Source organism: Ramlibacter agri (assembly GCF_012927085.1).
Classification (GTDB): domain Bacteria; phylum Pseudomonadota; class Gammaproteobacteria; order Burkholderiales; family Burkholderiaceae_C; genus Ramlibacter; species Ramlibacter agri.
The window spans coordinates 2,252,031-2,273,965 of the sequence record NZ_JABBFX010000001.1; the positions used below are offsets into that span (position 1 = coordinate 2,252,031).

Annotated in this window: 19 protein-coding genes; 7 read left to right on the plus strand and 12 right to left on the minus strand. The window is 69.8% G+C overall.

Annotation, left to right across the window (positions count from 1 at the left end):
• Positions 1–44: 44 nt before the first annotated feature.
• Positions 45–1,580: an MAC/perforin domain-containing protein gene (locus HHL11_RS10905; protein WP_169418404.1), complete on the minus strand. Its 1,536-nt coding sequence runs from the start codon at positions 1,578–1,580 to the stop codon at positions 45–47.
• Between the two features lie 131 nt (positions 1,581–1,711).
• Here HHL11_RS10905 and HHL11_RS10910 point away from each other — a divergent pair, with 131 nt between their 5' ends.
• A complete protein-coding gene (locus tag HHL11_RS10910) occupies positions 1,712–3,040 on the plus strand; it encodes a PQQ-dependent sugar dehydrogenase (RefSeq protein WP_205964397.1) in 1,329 nt (442 codons plus the stop codon).
• A gap of 25 nt (positions 3,041–3,065) precedes the next feature.
• On the opposite strand, the gene HHL11_RS10915 is transcribed toward HHL11_RS10910, so the two are convergent.
• The 10 genes from HHL11_RS10915 to HHL11_RS10960 all read right to left on the minus strand — a co-directional run bounded on the left by HHL11_RS10915 (position 3,066) and on the right by HHL11_RS10960 (position 12,788).
• The gene (locus HHL11_RS10915; RefSeq protein WP_169418406.1) at positions 3,066–4,145 is read right to left on the minus strand and encodes a Kelch repeat-containing protein; all 1,080 of its coding nucleotides are present in this window, start codon (positions 4,143–4,145) and stop codon (positions 3,066–3,068) included.
• A gap of 9 nt (positions 4,146–4,154) precedes the next feature.
• A complete protein-coding gene (locus HHL11_RS10920; protein WP_169418407.1) occupies positions 4,155–4,559 on the minus strand; it encodes a cupin domain-containing protein in 405 nt (134 codons plus the stop codon).
• A gap of 91 nt (positions 4,560–4,650) precedes the next feature.
• Complete coding sequence (locus HHL11_RS10925) at positions 4,651–5,475, minus strand: isocitrate lyase/PEP mutase family protein (RefSeq protein ID WP_169418408.1); 825 nt, start codon at positions 5,473–5,475, stop codon at positions 4,651–4,653.
• A 101-nt stretch (positions 5,476–5,576) separates the two neighbouring features.
• The gene (locus HHL11_RS10930) at positions 5,577–6,359 is read right to left on the minus strand and encodes an HpcH/HpaI aldolase family protein (RefSeq protein ID WP_169418409.1); all 783 of its coding nucleotides are present in this window, start codon (positions 6,357–6,359) and stop codon (positions 5,577–5,579) included.
• 68 nt (positions 6,360–6,427) lie between these two features.
• A complete protein-coding gene (locus HHL11_RS10935) occupies positions 6,428–8,137 on the minus strand; it encodes a thiamine pyrophosphate-requiring protein (RefSeq protein ID WP_169418410.1) in 1,710 nt (569 codons plus the stop codon).
• Complete coding sequence (locus HHL11_RS10940; RefSeq protein ID WP_169418411.1) at positions 8,134–9,111, minus strand: tripartite tricarboxylate transporter substrate-binding protein; 978 nt, start codon at positions 9,109–9,111, stop codon at positions 8,134–8,136. The genes HHL11_RS10935 and HHL11_RS10940 overlap by 4 nt, the downstream gene beginning before the upstream one ends.
• Before the next feature lie 21 nt (positions 9,112–9,132).
• Positions 9,133–10,317 (minus strand): Rieske 2Fe-2S domain-containing protein, encoded by a 1,185-nt coding sequence (locus HHL11_RS10945; RefSeq protein ID WP_240980054.1) that lies wholly within the window; start codon positions 10,315–10,317, stop codon positions 9,133–9,135.
• A 22-nt stretch (positions 10,318–10,339) separates the two neighbouring features.
• Positions 10,340–11,269 (minus strand): 3,5-dioxohexanoate:acetyl-CoA acetone transferase, encoded by a 930-nt coding sequence (gene kce / locus HHL11_RS10950; protein WP_169418412.1) that lies wholly within the window; start codon positions 11,267–11,269, stop codon positions 10,340–10,342.
• 12 nt (positions 11,270–11,281) lie between these two features.
• Positions 11,282–12,046, minus strand: coding sequence for an SDR family NAD(P)-dependent oxidoreductase (locus HHL11_RS10955; protein WP_169418413.1), 765 nt, complete (start codon positions 12,044–12,046; stop codon positions 11,282–11,284).
• Between the two features lie 4 nt (positions 12,047–12,050).
• The gene (locus tag HHL11_RS10960) at positions 12,051–12,788 is read right to left on the minus strand and encodes an FCD domain-containing protein (protein WP_169418414.1); all 738 of its coding nucleotides are present in this window, start codon (positions 12,786–12,788) and stop codon (positions 12,051–12,053) included.
• Positions 12,789–12,983: 195 nt separating this feature from the next.
• Between HHL11_RS10960 and HHL11_RS10965 the strand changes: the two genes are divergently transcribed.
• Positions 12,984–14,090, plus strand: coding sequence for an ABC transporter substrate-binding protein (locus HHL11_RS10965; protein ID WP_169418415.1), 1,107 nt, complete (start codon positions 12,984–12,986; stop codon positions 14,088–14,090).
• Here HHL11_RS10965 and HHL11_RS10970 read toward each other — a convergent pair.
• Positions 14,053–15,033, minus strand: coding sequence for a LysR family transcriptional regulator (locus HHL11_RS10970; protein WP_169418416.1), 981 nt, complete (start codon positions 15,031–15,033; stop codon positions 14,053–14,055). The two genes, HHL11_RS10965 and HHL11_RS10970, sit on opposite strands and share 38 nt — an antisense overlap.
• Positions 15,034–15,140: 107 nt before the next feature.
• Here HHL11_RS10970 and HHL11_RS10975 point away from each other — a divergent pair, with 107 nt between their 5' ends.
• The 5 genes from HHL11_RS10975 (at position 15,141) to HHL11_RS10995 (ending at position 21,912) form a co-directional block, all read left to right on the plus strand.
• Complete coding sequence (locus HHL11_RS10975) at positions 15,141–16,100, plus strand: Bug family tripartite tricarboxylate transporter substrate binding protein (RefSeq protein ID WP_169418417.1); 960 nt, start codon at positions 15,141–15,143, stop codon at positions 16,098–16,100.
• Positions 16,100–18,334: an arylsulfatase gene (locus HHL11_RS10980; protein ID WP_169418418.1), complete on the plus strand. Its 2,235-nt coding sequence runs from the start codon at positions 16,100–16,102 to the stop codon at positions 18,332–18,334. The genes HHL11_RS10975 and HHL11_RS10980 overlap by 1 nt, the downstream gene beginning before the upstream one ends.
• 94 nt (positions 18,335–18,428) lie before the next feature.
• Positions 18,429–19,973, plus strand: a complete 1,545-nt coding sequence (locus HHL11_RS10985; protein WP_169418419.1) for a phospholipase D family protein — start codon at positions 18,429–18,431, stop codon at positions 19,971–19,973.
• 91 nt (positions 19,974–20,064) lie between these two features.
• Positions 20,065–21,027 carry a SphA family protein gene (locus HHL11_RS10990; protein ID WP_169418420.1) on the plus strand — a complete coding sequence of 321 codons (963 nt, stop codon included), beginning with the start codon at positions 20,065–20,067 and terminating at the stop codon, positions 21,025–21,027.
• 9 nt (positions 21,028–21,036) lie between these two features.
• Positions 21,037–21,912 (plus strand): bile acid:sodium symporter family protein, encoded by an 876-nt coding sequence (locus HHL11_RS10995; RefSeq protein WP_169418421.1) that lies wholly within the window; start codon positions 21,037–21,039, stop codon positions 21,910–21,912.
• Positions 21,913–21,935: the final 23 nt, after the last annotated feature.

Sequence of the window (21,935 nt, forward strand, 5' to 3'; positions counted from 1 at the left end):
CAATCGCCCGATGCCGAATTCATTTGGCATGGCTGGCCCCGCCTTCAGGACGGAACGTAGCGGAACACCCCGCCCGAGTACTCCGGCTTCAGGAAAGCCTCCAGCAGCAGCCCGCGCGTGGCGGTGTTGTCGTGCATCGCGAAGGCCTCCAGCGCCGGCGCGCTGCCGCCGTAGGTGCCGACGATGCCGTAGGAGACCAGGCCCAGGGCCGAGGAGGTATGCTTCAGGCTCCACCAGGTGTCCATGGCGTCGCCCGCGCCAAGGTTCTTCAGCAGGTTGGCGAGCGGCACGCTCGGATAGAGCTGCACGCCGGACACCCACCAGATCAGGATCGCCACGATGACGTCGCGGTTGCCTTGGTAGGGGTCGAGGTCCGCCACGACGGCGGCGTACTCCTTCAGCGTCTCCGGGTCGATCGAGTGCTCCGTGATCCGGTACGCCTTGTCCAGTTTCACGGCCAGCGTCGCGCGGTCCAGCACCAGCGCGCGCACGCCGGGCGAGCCCAGGCTGGGCGCCAGTGACAGCGGCTTGTCGTTCAGGTTGGCGAAGCCCGAGGAGCGCTTGTAGACGTCATAGTCGTCCGGCGTGTACAGCGTCAGGTTGTTGCCCGCATAGGCCTCGGTGGCCTCCTTCAAGGCCTGGGCCTGGGCGCCCGAGAACAGCGAATGGATCGGGACCAGCGAGAAGTCCACCGGCATCGGCATGAAGCGCAGGTCGACCAGCCATTGGTTGTAGATCCAGTGGAAGTTGTCGTTGAAGCCGGGGACCAGCGCCTCGAGGATGGTGTTGGAGCCGGTGGCGCTGATGCGGACGATGCGCTTGGACGCCCAGTCCTCGCCCAGCTGGTTCCAGGCGACGCCGGCCTCCGCCTTCGCCGCGAAGAACACCGCCTTGGCTTCCAGCTTGAGCTTGGCCTTGAAGTCGGTTTCGGACTTGCTGTACGTCTTGTCGATCGCCGTGTAGTAGTCCAGCCGCCCGCCCATGTCCACCTCGTTCACGAAGTGCGTGCCGAACTTGTTGAAGAAGGCGAAGAAGGCGCGGACGTTTTCCTTGTCGGCCGGCTTGTACTCGGTGGGCAGGCCCTTGAAGTCCGCGTCGTCCAGCACCCACGGCGCCAGCTTGTCGATGGAGGCGTCCAGCAGCCGCAGCTTGTAGTTCTTGCTGCGCACGCAGACCAGGCCCAGGTAGTAGTCGGCGATCTGCTGGCCGACGCTGGAGAAGGCGGCGTCGAACTCCGCGCTGAACATGCCGTACTTGCCGGACACGTTCGCCTGCGCGCTGAAGTACTGGCTGACGCTGGACTTGGAGTTGAACGTCGTCGATTCGCCGCTCTGCACGCCGAGTTCCACCGGGTCGTCGACGTTCTGCGGCAGGAGGTAGAGCATGCCCGATTGCGGCGAGCGCCACACGCGCAGCGCCGGCTGGGTCATGTCGAACAGGGTGGCCTTGGCGGAGGCGGCGTTGTAGCGGCCGAAGATGTTGAAGCCCTTGCCGAGGACGGCGTGCCCGGGCACGAGGCTGGGAATTTCAGGCAGGCCCAGTTCGTGGCGTGCGTGCTTCAAGGCTGCGATGTCCGGCATGCGTCCTCCCCGTTTCGGAATGGCGGATGCTACGGAGGCGCGCGGAATCCGTATGTCCCCAGAACAGGGGACAACCGGGCGGCCGGCGGCTTTGTTAGAGTGCGCCGATGGCCGGCAAGGCCGGGGGAGCGATGATGAGCGGACAGACGACTCTCTTCTCGCGCGGCGTCGCGCTGGTTGGCGAAGCCGCCGTGGCGTGGCGGCGCCGCACGCAAGGCCCCGTGCCGCCACCCGCCGTGGGCGGCGCGCCGGAGATTCCGGCCGGCCGCCCGCAAGGCGCCGTCCCCACGCTCAAGATGCCCACCGCGCGCGGCTGGGCGCTGGGGCAGTTGCCGGCGGCGGCGCCGGGACTCGCCGCCAACGCCTTCGCCACCGGCCTGAAGCATCCCCGCTGGATCCACGTGCTGCCGAACGGCGACGTCACCGTCGCCGAGGCGCTGTTCATGCCCGGGCCGCCGAAGACCGTGTTCGAGCGCGCCATGGTCGCGACGATGAAGCGCGCGGCGGCGATCGGGCCCAGCCCGAACCGCATCACCTTGCTGCGCGACGCCGACGGCGACGGCACCGCGGAAATCCGCGACACGCTGCTCGAAGGCCTGAGCCAGCCGTTCGGCATGGCCTTGATCGGCGAAACCTTCTACGTCGGCAACACCGACGGCGTGATGGCGTTTCCCTACGCGCCGGGCAGCACCCGCATCCAGGCCGCCGGCCGGCCGCTCGTGCGCTTCAAGCCCGGTGGCCACTGGACGCGCAGCCTGCTGGCCAGCCCCGACGGCCTGCGCCTGTATGCCGGCGTGGGCTCGCTCACCAACATCGGCGACCTGGGTTTCGAGGTGGAGCAGGAGCGCGCCTGCATCTTCGAGCTGGATCTCGCGAGCGGCCGCAGCCGGGTGTTCGCCGAGGGCCTGCGCAACCCGGTGGGCCTGGCTTGGGAGCCGCAGACGGGCGTGCTGTGGACGGTGGTCAACGAGCGCGACGGCCTCGGCGACGAAACCCCGCCCGACTACCTGACCTCGGTGCGCGAGGGCGGCTTCTACGGTTGGCCGTACTGCTATTGGGGCCGCACCGTCGACGACCGCGTGCAGCCGCAGGACGCAGCGCGGGTGGCGCAGGCGATCACGCCGGACTACGCGTTGGGCGGCCACACCGCATCGCTCGGCCTGTGCTGGATGCCGCGCGGCACGCTGCCCGGTTTCGACGAGGACGGCATGGTGATCGGTCAGCACGGCTCGTGGAACCGCAGCGTTTTGAGCGGCTACCGCGTGGTCTTCGTGCCCTTCGCCAACGGACGCCCGAGCGGGCAGCCTCCGCGCGACATCCTGAGCGGCTTCCTGGCGCCGGACGAAAGCGAATCCTACGGCCGGCCGGTGGGCGTGGCGATCGGGCCCGACCGGCATTCGCTGCTGGTGGCGGACGATGTCGGCGACGTGATCTGGCGAGTGGGGGCAGCGGGACGTTGAATGATCGGTGGCTTGGCCTGACCGTCTAGGCGACCGTGAACGCCTCGTGCACTGCGCTCTGGAAAGCGCCGCCATTCACCGGCCCGCCGCCCGCGACGTAGATCGTGTTGCCGATCGCCGCGGCGCCCAGGCCATGGCGCGGAGTGATCATCGGTGCGTACTGTTCCCAGCGGTCCCGCACCAGGTCGTAGGCCTCGTTCTGGCCGAACACCCGGTTCACGCCTTCGCCGCCCATGACGAAGATGCGTTGCCCCACCAGCACGGCGCCGTGCCCCGAGCGCGCCGTGGGCAGCGGGTTGCGCATGGTCCATTTGTCGGTGGCGGCTTCGTAACTGTGGTGCAGGTTGCTGTTGGTGTGGAAGCTGTCGACGCGTCCGCCGATGACATGGATCAGGCCGTTGGCCACCACTGCGCCGACGTGGTCGCGGCCGGTGGGCAGCGGCGCGGCGCGCGTCCAGCGGTCGGCCTGCGGGTCGTAGACCAGATGCCAGTCGACCGACTTCTTGGTGTCGAAGGTGTCGCCGATGGCGCCGCCGATCGCGTGCAGCTTGCCTTCGAAGTTGACGCAGGCCACCGAGCCGCCCGCCTGCGGCAGCGGCGCGATGGCGCGCCACTTGTCTTCGCGGGCGCTCCAGGCGTAGCACTCGGGGTCCGGGTGGCGGTTCTGCTCGAGGAAGCCGCCGATGGCGTACAGCGTGTCGCCCATTACCGCCACGCCCACGTGGTTGGCGCCGCGCGGCAGCGGCGCGGCGCGGCCCCAGGCATCGCGCTGCGGGTCGTAGACGTGGTGGTAGGCGCGGTCCACGCGCTGCTCGCCGTAGCCGCCCACCAGGTGCATGCGGCCGTTCATGGCGACGGCCCAGGCCATCTCGCTGCGCGGCAAGGGCAATGGCGCCTTCGGCGTCCAGCGGCCCGGCGTCGCGGCCTTGGGGGCCAGGCTGTCGAACAGGCTTTGAACGTCGGCTTCGGCCGGCCGGTCGATGCGGCCCGGCGCGTTCAGGCGTTCGTAGAGGGCGTCGTGGCCGGCGTGGCCGCCGCCCGTCTGCGCGCGGGCGGCGAACGCGGCGGCGCCGGCGAGCAGCAGCGAGCGGCGTGGGAGCGGCATGGCGCCTCCTCAGGGCTTGAACACATCCACCGGCAGCAGCACTACTGGCGTCAGGCCGCGGTTCTCCCACCAGTGCGAAACGTCCTGCTTCGCCACGACCATCTCGCCCGCCTTGTGCGGGATCTCGACGCCGTTGCGGATCTCGACCACGTCGCCCTGCAGCACGTATTCCAGCGTGGGCCGGCCCTTGTGGCTGTGCGCGGCCACGTGGCCGCCGGGCTCGATGGTGACGGCGCGGGCGCGCAGCGCGCGGCCCTCGATGCCGTCGATCTCGCCGGCCAGTTCGATCTGGCCCAGCGACCTGGTGGAGGAACCCTTGGCGTCGGCAGGGCCGGCGACCTGGGAGAAGCCGTAGCCGCAGCCGAAGGCGGCAACGGCGACCAGCACGAAGGAGAAGCGCGGGCGAGCAGTCATCGGGTCCTCTGGAGGGTGGTTGTGGACCGGGGCATGCTACGGCGGGGGCGCGCCACCTGGGCCGGGGTGAACCCGGAGGCTTACCCCGTTTTCAGGACGCGCCCAGGAGCCGGTTCAACTCGGCCCCGCTGGCCGCGTCGGCGAAGCCGTCGAAACGGCCTTGCTCCGCGATGAGGCGGGCGCTGCGCATGAAACCACCCCAGGCCGAGCGCGCCAGCGCGCCGCCGACGCTGACGCGGCGCACGCCCATGGCCGCGAGCTCCTGCAGGTTGAAGGGCAGCGCCGAGCCCACCAGCAGGTTCACCGGCTTGGGCGCGACGGCCTGCACCACCGCGGTGATCTGTTCGCGGGTGGAGATGCCCGGCGCGTAGAGGCAATCGGCGCCGGCTTCGGCGTAGGCCTGCAGGCGCCGGATCGTGTCGTCCAGGTCCTTGCGGCCCCAGAAGAAGTTCTCGGCGCGGCCGACCAGCAGCACTTCGCCGCCGGCGTCGTCGACGGCCTTGCGGGCCGCGCGCATGCGCTCCACCGAAGCGGCGAGCGGACGGATCGGGTCGGCGGCGTCGCCGGTGGAGTCCTCGATGGAAACGCCGGCGATGCCTGTTTCGATGGCGAGCCGCACGTTGCGCGCGACGCCTTCGGCATCGTCGGCGAAGCCGTCCTCGAAGTCGGCGTTGAGCGGCAGCTCGGTCGCGGCCACCAGCTCGCGCAGGTGGGCGAGCACGCCTTCGAACTGCATGTCGCCGTCGGCCATGCCCCGGCTCCAGGCTGCGCCGGAGCTGGTGGTGGCCAGCGCCTGGAAGCCGAGCGACTGCAGGTAGCGGGCGCTGCCGACGTCCCAGGGGTTGGGAATGACGAAGCAGCCGGCGTCGTGAAGGCGGCGGAAGGCCTGGCGGCGGGCGGAGAAGGGAGAGGGCATGCGGCGGACTCCTTGGGGGATGCCGCATTGTTGTCATTGCGGCCCCGAGCCGCAATCCATGCAGGCGTGGCGTGGATCCCGGATCGAGTCCGGGATGACAACTAATAGCTGCCTGAGGGCTTGGCCGCCCCTTCCCGCAGCTTCGCCAGCATCCCTCGCGCATTCCCCGTCAGCAGGCCCAGGTCCGAGCCGATCGCCACGAAGCGGAAGCCGGCCTCGCCGTACTGCCTGGCCTGCTCGGCCGACGCGGCCAGCGTCCCGGCCGGCTTGCCGAGTGCGTTGCAGCGGCGCGCGAAATCCTGCAGCGCGCGCTGCACGTCGGGATGCGCGCCATTGCCGTGCAGGCCCATCGAACCCGACAGGTCGGTCGGGCCGATGAACAGGGCGTCGACGCCCGGCACCGAAGCGATCTCCTCCAGCCCGTCCAGCGCGGCCGGCGTCTCGATCTGCACCACCACGCCGATGCGGCTGTTGGCCGTCTTGAAATGGTCCGGCACCGCGCCGAAGCGCGAAGCGCGGCTGAGGCCCGCCATGCCGCGGATGCCTTCGGGCGGATAGCGCGTGGCCCGCACCGCGCGCTGCGCCTCTTCGGCATCCTGCACGAAGGGGAAGAGCAGGGTGGACGCGCCGGCATCGAGCGCGCGCTTCACCAGCACGGTGTCGTTCCAGGCCATGCGCACCACCGGCACCGTGGGCGTGGTGCCCAGCGCTTGCAGCATGTGCGCGAGGTCCATCGTGTCGATCGGCGAGTGCTCGCCGTCGATGATGGCCCAGTCGAAGCCGCAGCAGCCGACGGCCTCGGCGATGAGCGGGCTGGCGGACATCAGGAAGGTGCCGGCGGAGGGGGCGGCGCCGGAGCTCAGTTGGTCGAGAAATGCGTTCATCGGAAGCCCTGGGTTCCCGCCTTCGCGGGCATGACGAGTGGGGGGCGCGGGAATGACGAGTGGGGGGATCAGCCGCGGCCGGTGACGTGGACGAGTGCTTGCCGCTTTTCTTCGCGGACGACGCGGAAGGCCCGCCGCAGCACGTCTTCCAGCTCGGCGCGCTCGGACACGCGGAAGCCGGCGCCGCCGCTGGCCTCCGCATAACGCGCGAAGTCGGGCAGCGGCGCGAGATTGGACAAGGGCGCGCTGCCGCCGGCGCGCACCTGCGCCGCCGCCGTCCCCTGCGGGTAGACGAGGGTGGCGGCGTTCTGCACCGCTTCCCAGCCGCCGTTGTCGAACACGATCACCAGCACAGGCAAGCCGTGCAATTGCGACGCGTGGTGGCAGGCCGCCGGATTGGCGAACAGGTAGGCGCCGTCGCCCAGCATGGCGACGACGGTGCGATCCGGCGCCGCTTGCTGCGCGCCCAGCGCCGCGGGAAAGCCCCAACCCAGGCCGGCCGAAGTGGGATGCACGAAGTAGCGGCCGGGCTCGTCGAAGGGCATGCGCTCGCGGGCGACCGGGTATTCGTTGACGACGAGTGCGTCGGCCGGCAAGGTCGCCGTGACCGCCGCCGTGAGGAAGGACTTGCTGATCGCCCCGCCGCGCTGCGTGTCGGCATCGGCGCGGGCACGCGCGGCGCTGCGCAGCTCCCCGGCCCAAGCCAAGGCACGCGCACGCCGCGCGTCGGCGTCGCGCAAGGCGCCGCAATCCTCCAGCGCGGAAGACAGCGCCGGCAGCAACTGCGCAATCGTCGTCGTGATCGCCAGGTCGGTGCGATGCCCGCGCAGCGGATAACGCGTGAACAGCGGGTCGGTGCCCGCATGCGCGACCAGCTTCGCCACCGGCTCGCCCTTCTTCGGCACCCAGGGCACGTCGGCTTCCAGGAACAACAGCGCGTCCGCGCGCTTCAGCACGACGACGTGGTCGTGCCCCAGGAAGAGGGGATGGCTGGACGGAAAGCAGGTGTAGCGCGAACGAGCATCGCCCACGGCGATGCCGAAGCGCTCGCTCAAGGACGCGAGCGCGGCCACCGTCGAAGGATCGGCCCCGCTGCCGGTGCAGAGGATGGCGGGGAATTCCGCCGATGCGAGAGCACGCGCCAGCTGCGCGACCGCCGCGGGATCGGGCGCGGGCCCGGCCGGCGCCACCTGCGCGGGAGCCGGCAGCGGCCAGGGCGCCGACTCCGGCAGCGGCGCCGCCAGCGCCTCGCGCGGCAGGGTCAGGCACACCGGGCCGCGCGGATGCGCCATGGCGATCGCCAGTGCGCGGTCGACCAGCTGGTGCACGTTGCTGCCATCACGCAGCTCGTAGTCCCACTTCACCAGCTCGCGCAGCATGCCGGCCTGGTCGAACATCTCCTGCGACCACTGGATCTCGCTGTCGCGCGAACCTTCGTGGCCGCCCTCGAACACCGGCGTGCGCCCCGGCGTGAAGAGGATCGGAACCTGGGCCCGCGCCGCGTTGAACAGCCCGCAGACCGCATTGGCCGCGCCTACGCTCACGTGCAGCATCACCGCCTGCGGCCGGCCCGTGACCATGTAGTAGCCATGGGCCATGCCGACCGCCACGTTCTCGTGCGTGGAGATCACCGGCTGCGGAAACGCCAGCCCGCTCTCCGCCGAACGCGCATAGGCCTCCACCAGCGGCGCCGTGTCGGTGCCGGCGCCGATGTAGAACCGGTCCACCCCGCGCTCCTTCAGCAGCGCGAGGAAGGCCTCGGCGACGGTGGGCCTCATTGCGGCTGGATGTTGGCGCGCTTGGCCACCGTCGCCCAGCGGTCCAGGTCGAAGGCGATGGCCTTGGCGAAGTCCTCCGAGGTGTTGCCCACCGGCTCGACGCCGATCTTCATGAAGGCTTCGCGCACCTCGGGCCGCTTCACCATCTCCACCACCACGTTCTGGATCTTGCGGACGATGGGCATGGGCGTGCCGGCCGGCGCGATGACGCCCACGAGCGTCGCCACCTCGGTGCCGGGCAGGCCGGCCTCGGCCACCGTCGGCACCTCGGGGAAGGCGGCGTTGCGGTGCTCGTCGGTGTAGGCCAGAGCGCGCAGCTTGCCCGCCTTCAGCAGGCCGGCGAGCGGCGGCACGTCGGCGATGGCGATGGTGACCTGCCCGCCGGTCAGCGCGATGGTCGACTCGCCGCTGCTTTTGTACGGGATGGCCAGGAAGTTGGTGCCGGTCTTCTGCTTGAACAGTTCCGTGGCCAGCTGGAACAGCGGCGCGCTCGACGCATAGGTCACCTCGTTCGGGTGCGCCTTGGCGTAGTCCACCAGCTCCTTCACCGTCTTGAACGGCTGCGTCGAATTGACGGTGATGAACAGCGGCAGGCGGCCCACCACCGAGATCGGCACGAAGTCCTTCTGCGGGTTGTAGGGCAAGGTCTTCTGCAGCACCGGGTTCATCACCAGCGGGCCCGAAGGCGCCATCATCAATGTGTAGCCGTCCGGCGCCGCCTTGGCCGCGTACTCGGTACCGGGGATGCCATTGGCGCCGGCCTTGTTCTCGACGATGCAGGGCTGGCCCAGCTTGTCCTGGATCTCCTTGGCGACCAGGCGCGCCAGCACGTCGGTGCCGCCACCCGGCGCATAGGGCACGACCAGCTTGATGACCTTGTTCGGGTAGTTGTCGCCCTGGGCGTGGGCGGCGTTCAGCAGGCAGGCGCCGGCGGCAAGCAGCAGCGCGCGGCGGAGGATGGACAGCTTGGGCACGATGGGGGTTCCTTGTTCGACTCAGGCGGCGGCCGCGGCGTTTTTCTGGCCGGGTTGGGTGGGCAGGGCTTGCGCCAGCTCGCGCTTGCGCCAGGGCTTGGTGGGCTTGCCGTTGCGCACGGCTTCCAGCTCGCGCCAGAAGATGCGGCGCAGGGTGATGACGCCCAGGTCGCTCTTGCCCAGCATCTCGAGCTCGCGGTCGGCGATGATTCCCTGGCCCCGCTGCGCGATGTAGTCCTGCGCGGAGATCAGGCCGATCACGTCGCCTTCCTCGGGGCCCTTGCGCTGCAGGAACAGTTCCTCGAAGTGCTCGTCGGCGTTGTACTGGCCGTACTTTTCGAACTGCTGCAGCAAGCGCTGCTTCTGGGCCTCGTCCTGCGCCTTCAGCGCATAGAGCGTGAAGCGGGTGCTGTGCTCGTCGTCGGCCGGCACCATCCAGATGACGAAGTCGATCCACGGGTCCGCGGGCGTCAGGCCCGGCACGACCACGTGGTTGTTGTTGGGGAAGGTCCAGTTCGACTTGCGCACGTTGCCGGCGCCGCGGCGGGCCGTCTGCTCGATGCCGGCTTCGGTCTCGGCATAGGACAGCTCGGGGATCGCGTCGGTGACGGCATCGCCGAAGGAGGCGACGCGCAGCGCACGGTGCACGAAGCTGACGTGCGTGGCGTCCAGCGAGTTCTCGATCTGCTGGAACCAGTTGATCTTCCAGGTCTCCTTGGTGGCGACGATGGTCACGCCCTCGGCCTCCAGCGCGTCCTTGCGCGGCAGGTCGAACTCCGGCGCTTCGCCTTCACCGAGCCAGGCGAACACCAGGCCGCAATACTCGCGCACCGGGTAGCCGGCGATCTTCGCAGCGGGCGGCGGCGCCGCTTCCTTCTCCGCGGGCCGTTCGACGCAGGCGCCGCTGCCGTCGAAGCGCCAGCCGTGGTACATGCAGCGGATGGTGTCGCCGTGCACCCAGCCGGTGTGGAGCAGCGTCTGGCGGTGGCGGCAGCGGCCGGCCACCAGGTGCGCTTCGCCGCTGTCACCGCGGAACAGCGTGAGCTCGTCGCCCAGCACCTTCACGGGAATCGCATCGCCCTTCTTCACGTCCGTGGACAGCGCGATGGGCTGCCAGAACAGGCGCAGCAGCTTGCCCATGTCCGTGTCCGGGGTGGTCTGCGTGAGCAGCTTCAACTGCTCGCCGCGGCTGATGGTGGTCGACATGTCCTTCCTTCCTCGCTTGTATTCAGAAGCCGACGTTGGCGGCGCCCTTGAGCTGCAGCATCGCGCGCGCCTGGTCCGGCGTCGCGACCTCCATCCCGAGTTCTTCCAGGATGCGGCGGATGCGCGCCACCTGTTCGGCGTTGCTCCTGGCCAGCTGGCCGGGGCCGCCCCACAGGCTGTCCTCCAGGCCCACGCGCACGTTGCCGCCCATGACGGCAGACTGCACGGCGACGCGCATCTGCGCGCGGCCGGCGCCCAGCACCGACCAGTAGTAGTCCTTGCCGAACAGGCGGTCGGCAGTGCGCTTCATGTGCATGACGTCCTCGACGTCGTTGCCGATGCCGCCGCGCAGGCCGAACACCGACTGGATGAACAGCGGGCCCTTCAGCAGGCCGCGGTCGCGGAAATGCGCCGCCGTGTACAGGTGGCCGATGTCGTAGCACTCCAGCTCGAAGCGGGTCTGGCTGGCGCTGCAGGATTCGAGGATGTAGGCGATGTCGCGGAAGGTGTTCTTGAACACGCGGTCGTCGCTCTCGGCGAGGTAGGGACGCTCCCACTCGTGGTCGAAGGACTTGAAGCGGTCCAGCATTTCGTAGAGCCCGAAGTTCATCGAACCCAGGTTGAGCGAGGCCACCTCGGGCTTCAGCTTCAGCGCCGGCTGCAGCCGCTCGGCCACCGGCATCGTCGGCGCGCCGCCGGTGGTGATGTTGACGACGACGTTGCTTTCCTTCTTGATGCGCGGCAGGAAACGCAGGAAGGCCTCGGGCGTCTGGTCGGGGCGGCCGTCCTTCTCGTTGCGCGCATGCAGGTGCACGATGGCCGCGCCCGCTTCGGCCGCGCCGATGGCGGCTTCGGCGATCTCGTCCGCCGTCACCGGCAGGTACGGCGACATGCTGGGCGTGTGGATGGAGCCGGTGACGGCGCAGGTGATGATGACCTTGTTCTGCGGCATGTTCGCGTTTCCTTAGTGGGTGACGCCCGTGCGCTGCAGCAGCGCGGCGTCGTTGACAGTGAGGTCCTGGCCCTGCAGGTCGCTGGGGCGCTGGTCCGCCAGCCAGGCGACGACGCCGGCGGAGCGCTCGGGCGGCGCCAGGTTCTCGCGCGGCACCTGGCTGATCTCGTTCATGCCGGAGCCGCGGATGCGCACCTGCATTTCGGTGTCCACCAGCCCCGGCGCGAGGCCGTAGGCGAGGATGCCGCGCGGGCCATATTCGAGCGCGGCGCAGCGCGTCAGCATGGCCAGGCCGGCCTTCGAACTGCAGTAGGCGGACCAGCCTTCGCGCGGGTTGTGCGCGGCGCCGGTGGAGATGTTGACGATCGTGCCCTTTGACTTCATCAGCGCAGGCAGCGCCGCATGCAGCACGTGGTAGCAGCCGACCAGGTTGGTCGTCACGGCCTGCGCCCAGGTGGCGGGGTCGGTGTCGTGCAGGTGGCCGATCGGCTCGATGACGCCGGCGTTGTTGACCACCACGTCGAGGCGGCCCCAGGCCGCCAGCATCTTGGCGATGGCCGCTTGCACCGAGGCGACATCGGCCACGTCGCAGGGCAGCACCAGGCAGGACTGGCCGGTGGCCAGCACGGCGTCGGCGACGCCGCGGGCGGCGTCCGGGTTGCGCACGGCCAGCACGGGCGCGATGCCGCGCCTGGCGAGGGCCACGGCCACGGCGGCACCGATGCCGCGCGCGGCGCCGGTGACGAAAGCCGTGCGCGCCGGGAGGTGTTCGCTCACGCTGTCATTCCTTGAAGTTGTCGGCGGCCAGCAGGGCGTCGGCCGCGTCGGAGAGGTCGTCGTGGATGGCCTTGGAGGCGGCCTGGGTGTCCTGCCGGCGCAGCGCGCGCAGCAGGTCCATGTGGTGGTGGTCGGCGTTGGCCGTCGCGCCTTCGGGCACGCGGAACATCTGGTTCAGGTGCGGGCCGATCTGCATCCACATGCTCTCGATGACGGGCTGCATCACCTCGGTGGCGGCAGCCTCGTACAGGCGGAAGTGGAAGCGGCGGTTGCAGGCCAGGTAGGCGGAGGCGTCGCGCTTGTGCAGCGCTTCGTCCATCGCGCGATGGTCGGCGGCCATCGCCTCGATCTGCGCCGGCGTGATGCGCACGGCGGCGCGCGCGGCCACCATCGGCTCCAGGCTCAGGCGGATCTGCAGGATCTCGAGGAAGCGCGCGCGGGTCATGATGGGCAGCACCACCGTGCGGTTGGGGCCCAGGTCCAGCGCGCGCTCGGCCACCAGGCGCTTCAGCGCGTCGCGCACCGGCATCGGGCTGGTGCCGAACACCGCGGCCAGCGCGCGGATGGTGAAGGTCTGGCCGGGGACGAAGTGGCCGTCCATCAAGGCCTGGCGCATGCGCTCGTAGGCGGCGTCGTGCAGGTTGCTGCTGCGATCGAGTTCGAGGGCGCTGGACTGCCCGAGGGCTGCATGGATGCCGACGACGCGCTTCTGGCGCGGGCTGCGCTTGGGGAGGGGAGTCACGCTCATAGTGTGATAACAGTTTATGCACGCAGGCCCAAGCCGCGCAAGATAGATTCGGGTTTTCCATGAGAAGGGTGCCGCAGTTGCACCTGTTGTGCGCTAGGAAATTCGCCAGGGGCGGGCGGCGTTGGGTATCGATATAACAGCGGCATCCAAATCACCCGCCAGGGTTGGGGAGATGCCGTGATCAAGGGTATGAGGGGCAGGATTTGCCGCCATTTCGCCGTACTGGTATATCTGTCGGTCGCCGCCTGCGGCGCGGCCCGGGCCGAGATCCTGCTGGGGACGTCGTCGGACTATTCCAGCGCCAATGCGGCGCTCACGCGCGACTACATGCGCGGCATGCAGGCTTACCTGGACGAGGTGAATCGCAAGGGCGGCATCCGCGGCGAGACGATCCGCATCGTCAGTGCGGACGACGGCTCCGACCCGCAGAAGACGGCAGAGAACACGCGCAAGCTGGTCGACAAAGACGAGGTACTGGCGCTGGTGGCCTACCGCGGCACCGCGGGCATGCTGAAGATCGTCCCCATCATCCAGGCCGCCGGCGTGCCGGAGATCGGCAGCACCAGCATGGCCAAGGCGCTGCGCGAGCCCGCGATGCGCGGCGTGTTCCACATGCGCCCCAGCACGGCCGACGAGATCGAGGCGGCGGTGAACCATGCCTGGACCATCGGCATGACGCGCATCGCCGCCTACTACCAGGACGATGCTTTCGGCAACGAGGCGATCGAGGCCTTCCGCGCTTCATTGGCCAAGCGCGGCGCGCAGCCGGTGGCGGTGGCGGCGCTGAAGCGGGGCAGCACCGACGTGGCTTCGGGCGTCGACGCGCTGGCCAAGGTGCAGCCGCAGGCCGTGCTGATGCTGGGGCAGACCAAGCCGAACGCGGCGCTGATCAAGGGCCTGCGGGCGAAGGACGTGCATCCCATGTTCTTCGCGCTGAGCGTTTCGTCCGGGCTGCACGCGGAGTTGAACGAGGCCGCGGCGGGCATCATGGTGACGCAGGTGGCGCCGTATCCCTTCATCGCCCGCGAACCGGTCGTGACCGAGTACCAGTCGCTGCTGGCGGACAAGCATTACAGCTACGGCAGCCTGGAGGGTTTCCTGAACGCCAAGCTGGTGGTGCGCGCGCTGCAGAAGACGCCGTCCCCGATCACCCGCGCCAAGCTGATGGCCACGCTGGAGTCCATGGGCGACGAGGACCTGGGCGGCTTCCACATCTCCTACGGGAAGCAGAGCAACCTGGGCTCGCGCTACGTGAACCTCACGATGATCCGGCAGGACGGGACTTTCGCGCGCTGACGGATTCGCGTGGCAGCACGTCGAGCAAGGCCTGCCGGAACTCGTGGAAGGCGCGCAGCCGCCGCAGCGAGGGCCGGTACATCATCCCCGCCGTGTAGCGGCCCACAGGGTCCGCCAGCTTCAGCGGCGCGAGGCCCTGCGCGGCCGCCGCGCTGGCGAGGGTGGACGGCAGCAGCATCACGTGCAGGCCGTGCTGCAACAGGCGAAAGCCGAACTGCACCGAGGTCGTCTCGACCGCCGCCGCGGGTGTCGCGAGTCCCGCGCGGTCGAAGAAGTCGTTCACCAGCTGCCGCCCCGATACCGCTTCGCTGAACCAGATCCAGGGCACGGTCGCCAGGCCGGCCGCGGCCACCTTGCGCTTGCGCTGCAAGGGGTGCGCAGTGGCGGCGAAGACCAGGTGCTCCACTTCGATCAGCGGTTCGTATTCGATTTCGGGCGAGCGCTGCCGCTCCGGTGGGAAGCCACCCAGCACCAGGTCGAGTCGCCCCGAGTCCAGCATCGGCAAGGTGGCCTCGTTCATGCGCGTGAGCATGCTGACCTTCACGGCCGGCAGCCGCGCGCTGAGCGCGGCCACCGCATCGGCCGCCAGCTCGAAGGACCAGGCCGGGCCGGCCGCGATGCGCAGTTCGCCGGCGCTGCCGGTGAGCAGGTCGCTCAGCTCGCTGGCGGCGTAGTTGAAGTTCATCTCCACCAGCTCCGCGTGGTGCAGCAGCGCGGCGCCGAAAGGCGTGAGCGCCATGCCCTGCACGCTGCGCTCGAACAGCGTTACGTCCAGCGCCTGCTCCAGCTCCTGGATGCGCCGCGTCAGCGCCGACTGGCTGATGGCCGATTGCTCGGCCGCCTGCCGGATGCCGCCGGCGCGGGCCACGGCCAGGAAGTCGGCCAGCAGGTGCGCCCGCCGGGTCATGCGCTGCAGGATCTGCCGGGTGCTGGGTCGGTCCATGGGGCGTATTGTTGCGCGCAGCGCATCACCTGATCGGAAGTTCGCACTTTTCGGCAACGCCCCGCCTGCCTACAGTGACCGGGCAGAAATCCCCCTGGAGACAAACCTTGAAGCTTCTCGCCTCCGCGCTGCTGGCCTGCGCCACGCTCGCGCCTTCCCTGGCCGGCGCCCAGGCCTTTCCCTCCAAGCCCGTCACGCTGGTGGTCCCGTTCGCTCCCGGCGGCGGCGCCGATGTCGTCGCGCGCGTGCTTGCGCAGGCCATGCAACTGGGCCAGCCCATCCTCGTCGACAACAAGCCGGGCGCCGGCGGCACCATTGCGGCGAGCCTGGTCGCGAAGGCGCCGGCGGACGGCCACACGCTGCTGTTCGCGACGGCGGGCCACGCCGGCACGAAGGCGCTTTACCCGCACCTCACTTTCGACCCGGTGGCGGACTTTGCGCCGGTCATCGGCATTGCCGCGGCGCCGGTGGTGATCGCGGTGAACGCCAGCTCGCCCTACAAGACGCTGCAGGACTTCGTGCAGGCAGCGCGCGCCAAGCCCGGCAAGCTCAATTGCGCCGGCGGCGGCGGCGGCGCGACCGTCACCAACCTGGCCTTCGAACTGCTGAAGTCGGAGTTGAAGCTGGACATCACCGCCGTGCCCTACAAGGGCTCGGCACCCGCCATCACCGCGCTGCTCGGTGGCGAGATCGACTGCGACAGCGACGCGCTGGCCGCGCTGCTGCCGCAGATCCAGGGTGGCAAGCTGCGCGCACTGGCCGTGACCACCAAGCGCCGCTCCAGCCAGCTGCCCGACGTGCCCACGGTCGCCGAGACCGTGCTGCCCGGCATGGATGCGTCGGCCTGGTACGGCATCCTGGCGCCCAAGGGCACGCCGCAGCCCGTGGTCGACCGCCTGCAGAAGGAATTCGCTGCCGCTGCGCAGCAACCGCAGGTGGCCGAACGCGTGAAGGCGGTCGGCGCCGAGCCCCTCCACATGAATGCGCACGAGTTCGGCGCCTTCGTGGCCGCCGAGGCGCGCCGCTGGGGCGGGCTGATCCAGAAGCTGGGACTGAAGGCGGAGTGATGGCTGGCGACGCACAGTTCCAGGGCCGCATCGGCCGCACCTGGAAGGACTCCACGCCCTGGTGGCCGCCGGCACCGGCGGCGCCCGCGGGCGCGCCCAACGTGGTGTTCATCGTACTGGACGACGTCGGCTATTCCGACATCGGCTGCTACGGCTCCGAGATCCGGACGCCGCGGATGGATGCGCTGGCGGCCAACGGCGTGCGCTACAGCAACTTCCACGTGACCGCGATGTGCTCGCCGACGCGCGCCTGCTTGCTGACGGGGCGCAACGCGCACAGCGTCGGCGTCGGCGCGATCGCGGAATGGGCCAACGGTTTCCCGGGCTACGAGGGCCGTATCTCGCGCCACGCCGCCACCGCCGCGGAGATCTTCGGCGAGCACGCTTATGGCACCTACGCCATCGGCAAGTGGCACCTGTCCAACCTGGCCAACTACGTCAATGCGGGCCCGCACCCGGACTGGCCGCTGGGCCGCGGCTTCAGCCGCTGGTACGGCTTCCTCGGCGGCTACGTCGACCACTGGAACCCGGACCTGCACGAGGACAACCATCCCATCCGGCACCAGCCGCGCCCGGGCTACCACCTGAGCGAGGACCTGGTGGACCACGCCATCGCGCAGGTGCGCGACCACGTGAGCTCGGCGCGCGGCCGGCCTTTCATGACCTACCTGGCCTTCGGCGCCGGCCACTGGCCGCTGCACGTGCCGCGCGCGTACATCGAGCGCGTGCAGGGCCGCTACGACCAGGGCTGGGACGCGATCCGCGAAGCGCGGCTGGCGAAGCAGAAGGCCATGGGCCTGGTGCCGCAGGCCGCGCAGCTGGCGCCGCGCAACCCCGGCGTGCAGGCCTGGGAGGAACTCACGGCCCCCGAGCGCCAGGTGGCCGCGCGCCTGCAGGAGGCGTATGCGGCTTTCATGGAGCATACCGACGACCAGATCGGGCGGCTGGCGGACTACCTGTCGTCCATCGGCGAGTACGAGAACACCATCTTCGTGCTGCTGTCGGACAACGGCGCCAGCGGCGAGGGTGGCCCGACAGGCGCGCTGAACATCCGCAAGCACCTGCAGACCGAGACCGAGACCACCGGGTACGTGCTGCAGAACCTGGACCTGATCGGCGGCGAGCATTCCTTCCCGCACTATCCGCAGGGCTGGGCGCAGGTGTCGAACACGCCGCTCAAGTGGTACAAGAAGAACACCCATGGCGGCGGCATCCGCGCGCCGCTGATCATCAGCTGGCCCAAGGGCATCGCCCAGCGCGGCGAAGTGCGCACGCAGTACCACCACGTCATCGACGTGCTGCCCACGGTGATGGAGCTGGCGGGCGTGAGCGCGCCCTCCGAGTACCGCGGCGTGCGGCAGTTGCCGATTCACGGCACCAGCATGGCCTACACCTTCGCCGACGCGGCGGCGCCTTCGCGCCGGCCGGTGCAGCACTTCGAAATGGTGGGGGACCGCGCCCTGTACCGCGAGGGCTGGAAGATCGTGGCGCGCCACCAGAAGGGCGTGGACTTCGATGCCGACCGGTGGGAGCTGTACGAGATGGGCCAGGACTACTCCGAGGTGAACGACCTGGCCGCGGCCCAGCCCGAGCGCGTGCAGTCCATGGTGAAGCTCTGGTGGGAAGAGGCCGAGCGCTTCGGCGTGCTGCCGCTGGACGACCGCGAGTCCGAGCGCGCGCTCGACTGGTTCCGCAGTTCCGCGCCATCGCGCTACCGCTACCTGCCGGGGATGGCGCGGGCCGACCGGCTGATGATTCCGGCGATCAACGGGCGCAACTACCGCGTCCTGGCCGACGTGGACTTCGGCGCGGGCGCGGCGCAGGGTGCGATCCTCGCCTTCGGCAACCGCTTTGCCGGCATCGCGCTGTATTGCAGCGGCGGCGAACTGGTGTTCGACTACATCTACAGCGAGGCGAAGACGCTCAGCCTGCGCCTGCCGCAGCCGGCCGGACGGCAGCAAGTGCGGGTGCTGTTCGAGCAGGCCGGCGAGCGCAAGGGCCGCTTCACGCTGGAAGCCGCGGGCTCGGCGCCGCAGGCCATGGACGTGCCGCGCACCTGGACGACCTATGGCGTCACCGCGGGGCTGACCTGCGGCTACGTCAACGTGCCGATCGTGCCGGCCTGTCCGGTGCCGGCGGCTTTCAGCGGCAGCATCGGTTGCGTGGACCTCGAACTGCTCGACGGGGCTCCCCGCGCGGACGGCGGCTTCGCGGCGATGTTGCAGGAGGAGTGATTCCCCGGGGGCCGGGAACCCTGGACCAAAGTCCAATGGGCGCACGAGCTGTCCCCTTGCATCGTCCAGCTCCACCGTCCATGAAAGGCCTCGCATGCCCCGGGCTTCCCTTCTCATCGTGCTCTGGTTCTGCGCGATGATCTGCGGCTGCTCCAGCCTGCCCGCCGTGCCCGAGAGGGCGCCGGAGCACGCGCTGGCGCAGAGTGGCGATACGCGCCTGGGCCGCGCGCTCGCCGGCGACGTGGCGGCGCACCCGGGCCGCACAGCCGTCCACCCGCTGCCCGGTGGCCTGGACGCTTTCGCGGCCAGGATGCTGCTGGCGCGGACCGCGGAGCGCAGCATCGACGCGCAGTACTACATCTGGCACGACGACATCACCGGCAGCCTGATGACGCAGGCGCTGTGGGAGGCCGCCGAACGCGGCGTGCGGGTGCGGCTGCTGCTGGACGACGCCAATACCGGCGGCCTGGACCCACTGCTCGCGATGCTGGATGGACACCCGAACATCGAGGTGCGCCTGTTCAACCCTTTCGCCAACCGCAGCTGGCGGCTGGGCGACTTCGCGGTGGACTTCTCGCGCGTCAACCGCCGCATGCACAACAAGTCCTTTACCGTGGACAACCAGGTGAGCGTGGTCGGCGGGCGCAACATCGGCGACGAATACTTCGGCGCGGCGGAGTCGCTGGACTTCGCCGACCTCGACGTCGCCGTCGCGGGGGCCGTGGTGCGCGACGTGTCCTCCGAGTTCGACAACTACTGGAACAGCGCCTCGGCCTATCCCGTTGCCGGCATGCTGGCGCCCGTGTCCGACGTGGTGGCGCAGCAGCTGCGCGACGGCTGGGAAGAGGCCGCGCGCAAGCCCGAGGCCCAGCGCTACATGCAGGCGGTGCGCGACACCACGCTGGTGGCCGACGTGCTGTCCGGCCAGCTGCGCATGGAGTGGGTGCCCGCGCGGCTGGTGTCCGACGATCCCGCCAAGGTGCTGAACCCGCCCGAGCGCCACGACCTGCACATGCTGCCGCGGCTGGAGGAGGCCCTGGGCCGGCCGCTGCGCGAGCTGGACCTGGTCTCGCCGTATTTCGTGCCGGCGCAGGAAGGCACGTCCGCGCTGCTGGCCATCGCGCAGCGCGGCGTGAAGGTGCGCGTGCTGACCAATTCGCTCGCCGCCACCGACGTGCTGCCTGTGTACGCAGGCTATGCGCGCTACCGCGAGCCGCTGCTGGGTGGCGGCGTACAGCTGTTCGAGCTGAAGCCCACCGCGGAAGTGCAGCGGCCCAAGACCCACGTGATCGGCAAGAGCGGTTCGCAGTCGGGCCTGCACGCCAAGACCTTTGCCGTCGACCGCGAGCGCATCTTCGTCGGCTCCTTCAACCTCGACCCGCGGTCGGCGCGCCTGAACACGGAGATGGGCGTCGTGCTCACCAGCACGAACCTGGCGGGACGGCTGTCCAGCCTGTTCGACGACAAGATCCGCGAAAGCGCCTACGAGGTGCGGCCGTCCCCGGAGGGCGCAGGGCTGGTCTGGGTGGACCGCACGAGCGCCGGCGAAGCGGTGCATGCGTCCGAGCCGGGCAGCACCGCCTGGAAGCGCTTCGAAGCGGGCTTCCTGTCGCTGCTGCCGGTCGAGTGGATGTTGTAGCGCACTTCCTAGGACCAACGTCCAACTTCCCGGGCGCGGCGGCGCGGCCGATCATCCACCGCCGCCGTTGCAAGGGCGGCAGGAAGCCTCCATGGCCCGCCGCAAGCAACTCGAAGCCCTGTTCCTCCCGCTGCTCCTGCTGGCCGCTGTGCCGGCCGCGCGCGCCGACGAAGGCGGCGTCAGTTTCTGGTTGCCGGGCCAGTTCGGCAGCCTCGCCGCCGTGCCCGGCGCGCCGGGCTGGAGCCTGCCGATGGTGTACATCCACGAGAGCGTCAGCGGCGGCGGCGGCAAGGAATTCCCGCGCGGCGGCCGCATCGTGGCGGGCCTCGATTCGCGCGTGGACCTCGTGCTGCTCGTGCCCAGCTACACCTTTCCGCAGCCGGTGGCGGGCGGGCAGGCTGCACTGGCCATGGGCATAGGCGGCGGGCACATGCGCACGTCCATCGACGCGACGCTGACCGGGCCGCTCGGCAACTCGACGTCCGGCAGCCAGACCGACACGCTGGATGGCGCGGCCGACCTCTATCCGCAGGGCTCGCTCAAGTGGAACAACGGCGTGCACAACACGATGGCCTACGTGATGGGCGGCGTGCCGGTGGGTTCGTATGCCAAGGGGCGGCTGTCCAACATCGGCACCAACCACTGGTCGCTCGATGGTGGCGGCGGCTACACCTACCTGGATCCCAAGGCCGGCAGGGAATTCTCGGCCGTCGCCGGCCTCACCTACAACTTCGAGAACCCCGACACCAACTACCGGAACGGCATCGACGGCCACGTCGACTGGGCGGCGTCGCAGTTCTTCACGAAGACCGTGCACGCCGGCCTGGTGGGTTACTTCTACCAGCAGCTCAGCGGCGACTCCGGCAGCGGCGCGACGCTGGGCGACTTCAAGTCGCGGGTGGCGGCCATCGGCCCGCAGGTGGGCTGGTTCTTCGACGGCGGCGGCAAGAAGTACTACGCCAACGCCAAGGCCTTCTGGGAATTCGGCGAGAAGAACCGCGCGGCTGGCTGGAACCTCTGGCTGTCGCTGGTGGTTCCGCTCTCGTCGAAGTAGCAGGCCGCCATGTCGATCACCGCATTGATCGGACTGGCCCTGCAGCTGAGCATGGCGCTGATCATCTGCAGCGTCGCCCTGGAGGCGAGCTTCGCCGACCTCATGTACCTGTGGCGCCGGCCCGGCCTGCTGGTGCGCTCGCTGGTCGCGATGCTGGTCGTGATGCCCCTGTTCGCGACGGCGATGCTGCTGAAGTTCGACCTGAACCACGCGGTCGTCACCGCGCTGCTGGCTTCGGCCATCTCGCCGGTGCCGCCCATCTTGCCCAACAAGCAGATCAAGGCCGGCGGCGAGGCGGCCTACGTCATCGGCCTGCTGACGACGACGGCGCTGGTGGCCATCGTCTACGTGCCGCTCAGCGCCGCGCTGCTGCAGCGCATGTTCCAGCGGCCGATCGACGTGGAAGTCGCCAGCATCGTCAAGATCGTCGCCACGTCCATGCTGCTGCCCGCGCTGGCCGGCATGGCGGTGCACGAGTGGGCGCCGAAGCTGGCGCGGCGCATCGAGAAGCCGCTGTCCCACTTCGCCACCGTGGTGCTGGTGCTCGCATGCATCCCGATCCTGATCAAGGAATGGCCGGCGATGGGACGGCTGGTCGGTGACTTCAGCGTCGTCGCGATGGTTTCCTTCGCGGTCGTCGGGCTGGCGGTAGGCCACCTGCTTGGCGGTCCCAGCGAGGGCGGCCGCACGGTGCTGGCGCTCGCCACGGCATCGCGGCATCCGGCGGTGGCCATCGCCATCACGCACAACGCCATCGACAAGCCCGGCGTGATGGCGGCGGTGCTGTTGTCGCTGCTGGTGGGAACCATCGTTGCGATTCCGTACGTGCGCTGGCGCCAGCACAGTTTCGAGGCTGCGGCGGTGGCCGGCAGCGGGCAGCACTGAAGCGCCACGACCCGGTGAGACCA